General features: G+C 56.2%; 6 protein-coding genes. All 6 read right to left on the bottom strand.

Translation table 11 applies throughout. From position 1 onward, the window contains the following. On the bottom strand, positions 1–181 hold a 181-nt coding region (locus tag KP705_RS02090; RefSeq protein ID WP_215763908.1), incomplete at its 3' end, for a hypothetical protein. Positions 182–506: 325 nt separating this feature from the next. Then, positions 507–1,715, bottom strand: coding sequence for an S-methyl-5-thioribose kinase (mtnK, locus tag KP705_RS02085; protein ID WP_215763907.1), 1,209 nt, complete (start codon positions 1,713–1,715; stop codon positions 507–509). Then, positions 1,715–2,407 carry a hypothetical protein gene (locus KP705_RS02080; RefSeq protein WP_215763906.1) on the bottom strand — a complete coding sequence of 231 codons (693 nt, stop codon included), beginning with the start codon at positions 2,405–2,407 and terminating at the stop codon, positions 1,715–1,717. Before KP705_RS02080 ends, mtnK begins: the two co-directional genes overlap by 1 nt. 88 nt (positions 2,408–2,495) lie before the next feature. After that, positions 2,496–3,341: an endonuclease/exonuclease/phosphatase family protein gene (locus tag KP705_RS02075; RefSeq protein WP_215763916.1), complete on the bottom strand. Its 846-nt coding sequence runs from the start codon at positions 3,339–3,341 to the stop codon at positions 2,496–2,498. 14 nt (positions 3,342–3,355) lie between these two features. Further along, on the bottom strand, positions 3,356–4,039 hold the full coding sequence (locus KP705_RS02070) for a carbonic anhydrase (RefSeq protein WP_046899810.1): 684 nt from the start codon (positions 4,037–4,039) through the stop codon (positions 3,356–3,358). A 116-nt stretch (positions 4,040–4,155) separates the two neighbouring features. Next, entirely contained in the window at positions 4,156–6,795 is a 2,640-nt protein-coding gene (gene alaS, locus KP705_RS02065; protein WP_215763905.1) for an alanine--tRNA ligase, read from the bottom strand. Positions 6,796–6,867: the final 72 nt, after the last annotated feature.

Genomic DNA, 6,867 nt, shown 5'->3' with positions numbered 1-6,867 from the left:
GTGGTGCCGAGCCGGTGCGCAATCGCAGTGTTGTTCTCCCATCGGCTGAGGCCAGAACAATCTGCGCACGACGAACCACACTGTGTGGAGCGGAATGCGAACGGCTGATCCGCTCCAACTCTTCACCCTCGCTTTCACTAATGCAAAGGACCCGTTCTTGCGGTCGACCAATACCCGCCATATCCGTTCTCCCTGAAGAGAGCAAAGCTGCCATCCGCTTCCAGATGATGTGAAGCTATTTGCAGGACAAGACACTAGTCTTTCTGCTGAAAGTATTTCTCTGACGTTAAGTGTCTCAGAAGTAGAATTTCTTATCTGGTCCGGTATTAGACCTATGATTTTATAGGGTATATTACATTAAAATAATTGGTTCATCCCTATATTTCTAGTGGGCTAACAATACCGTTTGTCAAATCCGAACGAAAGCAGTTTTTTTACTCTGTTTCATAATTCAGGTACAAAAGATGAAGACGCACAGAGTGTGAAGGCAGAACCAAAAAACCGAACTATTTATAGTCATGATCTGAAGGCGATGTCAGTAAAGCGAGGACGTCGCCCAGGGTCTGGACAGTGCCAGCGTCAAGGATGAGCCGTTGGCCTGTCTGAAGAGCTTTGCGACGTGCCAGCGTGCGATTTTCTGGGGTCGGGCAGAGTGTATAATCTGCAATCTGGGCAAAACCGATAGTTCGACGGATCATTTCGAGACCACAGAAACCTGCCGTGTCCTGAAGGATGCTCGTCAAGAAATTTTCGAGCAGTTCTTCACGCTGTGTTTCGTCTGACAGCGCCCACACGTCTCCTCCGCCCGTTTTCAGCAGGGCGCGGAGTTCGTTTGTAAAGCTGCTCCAGAAGGCAATGATTTCGGTTCTAATGAAATCTTGCTTGTGGGGCGCTGCGCAGGCGTGAAGGGCCAGGTTGCCCAGATAAAGTCCACAATCGAAACCGATTGGCCCCATCGTGGCAAATTCGCCGTCAATTACACGAACATCATTGCGATGCAGCATGATGGAGCCTGTGTGAAGGTCTCCATGCAGAAGGGCTTGTCGCGCCGTCAGGAAACGATCCTGAAGTACCCCAACTGCGCGGTGAAGAGGCTTGTTTCCCTGCAGGGCTGTCACATCCGGCAGAAGAGCTGCTTCCGGTTCCGGGTTGCGGGAGCAGGGGCGGAATGGATCGGTGAGTATCAGGTCGACGGTAATGCGGGTGAGGGCCGTGTTGCCCGAGAACTCCTCAAGAAGTTTCGAGCCGACTTCAAAGGGGCGGCTGATCCAGCTCGTCGCGTATACGCTATGAGCGACATACTGGCCGATACTGGCCGAAAAGTCCGGCTGCGCATCATCACGAATCAGGGCAGAGCGCAGGACCTCATGTGGCGTCAGGCACTCCATGACGAGCAGGAACATTTCATCATCGTAGAAATACAGCTCTGGCGCGGCTGGGCGAACGGCGTCTGCCGTTGCGCGCATATAACGGGCTTCATACAGCGCACGTTGCAGAGGCATAGGCCATTCTGGTGCCACGCGAACATGAGGCAGAGCCTGCTTGCAGCAAAGCTGCCCATCCGGACCGGCCACAATAAAAACCGTGTTCAGATTACCGTCGCTGACTTCGCGGATTGTCCAGTCTGCCGGGTTTCCACCAAGGCGGGATGCAAGATCGGCATGCTCTGTCAGCCAGTGTCGAAGGCTGGAAGTATCGAGAGTAAAATACGGCATCAGGACAGTTCCAGCAGAGCGGCCAGGGTCGGGACCATTGGGCCTTCAGGTGTGTGGTCTGGGCGGGTCAGGTGCAGTGCGCCATATTCGGCGTTGCCCTGCTCGCGGCATCGCGTCTGAAGGTCCTCAAAAGTCAGGGAGACGTCAATCCGCATCCCGATATCCACGATATGCGATGAGGGATGCTCGCAGGCCAAAAGGGACGGTCCAACCCTGCATTCTGCTGGGACAAGTCCAAGTTCTTCTTCACATTCTGCTAGAAGCTGCGCGGCGAGATCTATGGTGTTCTCCTGTGCGCGGCTTTCAACATTCCCTGCTGGAGCGCCCTGCCAGTATCCGGGAAGGTAGATTGAGGTCTCAGCGCGTCTGCCAATGACAATGCCATCTGGCGTAAACATCAGCCCGACAACGGCCAGTGGGCGCAGGATGTGCGGTCCATAAACGTCTGGCTCTTTCATCTGAGCAAGAACGCGGCGGTATTCGGACCAGTGGCCGTGAATTCGGGCTGGGGTGATTTCATCTGCACAGAAGACACGGCCATTGTAGAGGCTGGGATACGCCGCAAGTGCCTGGGCCCAGATGCGCGAAACGGTCTCTTCCTGCTCAGTCGTCAGGGCAGGGAGGGGGCGGTCAGCCAACACCTGAACATCTGGCTGAAGTGGTGTGATGGGCCAGGATAGGGACTGCGGCATGTTGGAACCTTGAACAATAGGCGGGAAGCACATGCCTTCATGAGGCATAATTCCGTTCTGGAAAACACTTTCCCCGATGCTGCTTCGGTCAAGGCAGATGCAGGCGCACCGAAACTGGGCAGTGGTCAGACAATCCTTCCGGCGCACTATCATTTTTATAGGTCATAACCCGCAGACTCTCCGGGACGAGCCAACTGCGGGCTTCGTTACCAAGGAGGATGTGGTCGATGAAGTACTCTCCATTCCAGCAGGGACTGGCTTTGCCTGCTGTGGTGAGAAGAACGGGCGCATCATGCTCGATCTGCTGCATGAGTGGGTCGTGCATGGTCAGGCGGCGGTTGAAGTCACCAAGAACAGCATAGGGTTCTCCTTCGTCCTGACGCTCTGCAATCCAGTCTTCAAGGATCTGGAACTGTTGATACAGAGTCGGGCAGGAATGTTTGCGTTGAGTGAGAGGCTGATCCCAGCACCCGGTTTTCAGATGCACAACCAGAATACGGAGATGGCTTTTCCCGTCTGACACCGTGACATCAAGGCCGGTTCTCAGGTGATGGGGCGCATCGGGAGCGGTAACATCCAAGGCTGAGAGTTCTTCATTCACTGTCACGTTCAGCGGGCGTCTGATGGCTAGGCCGACACGCTGGATAATGGGCGCGTTGGACAGAATGATCTCGTAGGTTTGGGGATCGAAGACCTGCGCTGCAGGTTCGGGGCCGTCCACTTCCTGAAAAGCAATGAGATCTGCGTTCAGGTGGGTCGCGTATTGGTGCAGCCGAATGAAGTCTCGGGGTTTACGACCGTGAACATCGTCGGGGAGTGCCGGATCTCCCGTCTGGCGAAGGGAGAGCCAGTCCAGATTCCAGGTTGAGAGCTTGATGTCTCTGGCCTGGGCTGGAAAAGCCTCGCCGCATAGAAAACATGCGGCGAGGGTCAGTGTGGAAAGAAACCTCAGACGGCTTCTTTCTGTGTGGCGCCCATTTCCGAAAGAACGCTTTCGATAGAGCGGGTCGTGCGGGTTTTCTCATCCAGAATGAGAATTTCACCCTTCGGAATGTCGTAGAACCAGCCTTGCAGGGTCAGTGTGCCCTGAGAGAGGGCGCGAACGACCGCAGGGTGCGTTCTCAGGTGAGCAAGCTGAAGCAGGACGTTGTATTCTGCCAGCTGGCGGATGTCCGCCGGGCCGGCATCTTCTGCCTTCAGATCACCCATGGCCGCGCGTGCTGCTTCTGCGTTGCGCAGCCAGCTGCGAACGGTTGGAAGAGCGTCCAGCTTCGGCGCGTTCAGGTCCAGCAGTGCGTTCATGGCGCCACAGTTGGAATGGCCGCAGATGACGACGTTCTTCACCTTGAGTGCCGCAACGGCGTACTCGATGGCAGAAGAAACGCCACCCAGCATCTCACCGTAAGCCGGCACGATGTTGCCAACATTCCGGACAATGAACAGCTCACCCGGTTCAGTCTGGGTGATGAGGCTCGGGCTGATCCGACTGTCGGCGCAGGTGATGAACAGCGTGGAAGGAGACTGGCTGGAGGCCAGGCTCTCAAAAAGCTCCGCACTGTCAGGATAGACGTCCGTCTCGAATGTACGGACACCGCTCAGCAGTTTTGCCAGAGTATCACGACCACAGGCCATGGTGTTCTCCTTTTTATAAACTAGTGAGCAGTTAGGAGGCTTTGTCAGGGCAGGTAAAGCAGTAAAACGGTAGTCTCATGATTTGTTACTGCCCTGACATCTGTTGTCGTTACGGTTTATGACGCAGCAAGGTGCTCGCGCAGCTTTGCAAAGACTTCATCTGCATTTGCATTGGGGCCACCGGCCTGCGCCATATCTGGCCGTCCGCCGCCACCTTTTCCTCCCATGACTTCAGATGCTGCACGGACAAGCGTGACAGCATTCAGTCGGTCATTGAGATCTGGTGTGACGGAAATCACGATGCTGCCCCGGCCATCGGCTTCCGAGATAAGAGCAACAACGCCAGATTCGATCTGCTTGGAGATGCTGTCCGCCAGGCTTTTGAGTTCCTTGGGGCTGACGTCTCCCAGGTTACGAGCTGAAAGTGTGATGCCGTTGATGGTCTCGGTTGCCGCCGAACCTTCACCTGTAGCCAGTTTCCGCTGCAATTCTGAAATCTGGCTGTTGAGCGATTTACGCTCTTCCAGCAGAGCCGAGACCCGTGTGACGGCATCAGAAACCGGAACCTTCAGAAGATCGGCGATCTGTTTCAGGCGGCTTTCAGTTTCAAGTGCCAGATTTTCTGCGGCAATTCCGCAGACGGCTTCAATACGACGAACGCCTGCAGACACACCGCTTTCTGACACGATCCGGAACGGGCCGATTTCTCCCACGCGACCAACATGCGTGCCACCACAAAGTTCGATGGAGTAGGCGGGACGGCCTTCCTCTCCGACGCCCATGGAAACAACGCGCACTTCGTCGCCGTATTTTTCACCGAAGAGCGCCATTGCACCCTCGGCAACAGCCTGTTCCTGCGTCATGAGACGCGTTTCGACAGGCGCATTTTCGCGGATACGGGCGTTGACTTCGGCTTCAACAGCCTGAAGTTCTGCGTCCGTCAGTGGGCGAGGCTGGCTGATGTCGAAACGTAGGCGTTCAGGGGCGTTCAGGCTGCCCTTCTGAGTGACGTGCGTGCCGATCTGGCGACGCAGAGCCTCATGCAGAAGATGCGTTGCTGAGTGATGGCCACGGACGGCCGTACGGCGCTGATGGTCGATCTCTGCATGAACGGCCATACCAGGCTTCAGTGTGCCTTCGACAACCTTGCCGTAATGGACAATCAGATCGCCGTTGCGCTTCTGGGTGTCTGTGATTTGCACCTGCAGACCGTTCGCTGTGAGTGTGCCGTGATCGCCAACCTGACCACCGCTTTCGCCATAGAACGGTGTCTGGTTCAGTAGGATGGCAATAATGTCTTCCCCAGCCAGCGCTTCGGCGAGTTCGTCGTTCCCACGGAAAATGCCTTGCACTTCAGCATCGGCTTTTTCAGACACATAGCCTAGGAATTCGCTGGGGCCATGCTTGTCGCGTGCGTCAAACCATACAGTCTCGGCCGCCGTATCGCCGGAACCGACCCACGCAGCGCGAGCACGCCTGCGCTGTTCAGCCATAGCTGTTTCGAAGCCGGATTCATCGACAGTGCGACCCTGCTCGCGGAGGGCGTCCTGCGTTAGATCGAGCGGGAAGCCAAAAGTGTCATACAGCTTGAAGGCAACATCGCCCGGAAGGGCCTGCTTGTCTCCAAGGTTGCTGACTTCGTCGGACAGAAGGGTCAGGCCGCGTTCCAGAAGGGCTGTGAAGCGCTCTTCTTCACCCTTCATCGTCTCAGTGATGAGAGCCTGGTGCTGCACGAGTTCCGGATAGGCCGCGCCCATTTGCTGGATCAGGGCCGGGAGCAGGCGATAGAAAACTGGTTCCTTGGCGCCCATGATGTGCAGATGGCGCATGGCACGACGCATGATGCGACGCAGCACATAGCCTCGGCCTTCCTTGGACGGAAGAACGCCGTCCGCGATCAAGAAAGCCGTGGAGCGGAGATGATCCGCTACGACGCGATGGCTGGACTTGAACTGTCCGTCTGCATCTTGGTGCATGACGTCAGCAGAAGACTCAATGAGCGCGCGCATCGTGTCTGTGTCGTAGTTGTCGCGCTTGCCCTGCATGATTGCAGCGAAACGCTCCAGGCCCATGCCGGTATCAATCGAAGGACGCGGCAGATTGTCGCGGGAACCATCGGCCTGATCCAGGAACTGCATAAACACGAGGTTCCAGATCTCGACAAAGCGGTCACCGTCTTCGTCCGGGCTGCCCGGGGGGCCACCGAAGACACTGTCGCCGTGATCGTAAAAGATTTCGGAGCAGGGACCGCACGGGCCGGTGTCGCCCATCCGCCAGAAGTTGTCGGACGTACCGATGCGGATGATGCGATCATCACTCAGGCCAGCGACTTTTTTCCAGAGATCTGCAGCTTCTTCATCTTCAGCGTAAACCGTGGCGAGAAGCTTTTCCTTGGGGAGGCCAAAGTCTCTGGTGAGCAGGTTCCAGGCGAACTCAATGGCTTCGGCTTTGAAATAGTCACCGAAGCTGAAGTTGCCCATCATCTCGAAGAATGTGTGATGGCGCGCGGTGTAACCGACGTTGTCGAGATCGTTATGCTTGCCGCCTGCGCGGACAACCTTCTGAGCGGTTGTGGCGCGGGAGTAAGGGCGCGTTTCCTGGCCGGTAAAAACGTTCTTGAAGGGAACCATGCCAGCGTTCGTAAACAGCAGGGTAGGGTCGTTCTGCGGTACGAGGGGCGCTGAAGGAACAATGCGATGGCCGTTCGACCCGAAATATTCGAGGAAGGCTGAGCGGATGTCGTTTGTGCTGGTCATGGGATGAAGCGTCAGATTCCGGAGAAAACGGGAAAAACCAGCGTTACTCCTAGACCATTGTGAGCAGCTTGG

It is taken from the genome of Gluconobacter sp. P1D12_c, assembly GCF_018812105.1.
Taxonomy (GTDB): Bacteria; Pseudomonadota; Alphaproteobacteria; order Acetobacterales; family Acetobacteraceae; genus Gluconobacter; species Gluconobacter oxydans_A.
Note: the sequence above shows the minus strand (reverse complement) of the source record. Positions and strands in the feature narration are given on the sequence as shown.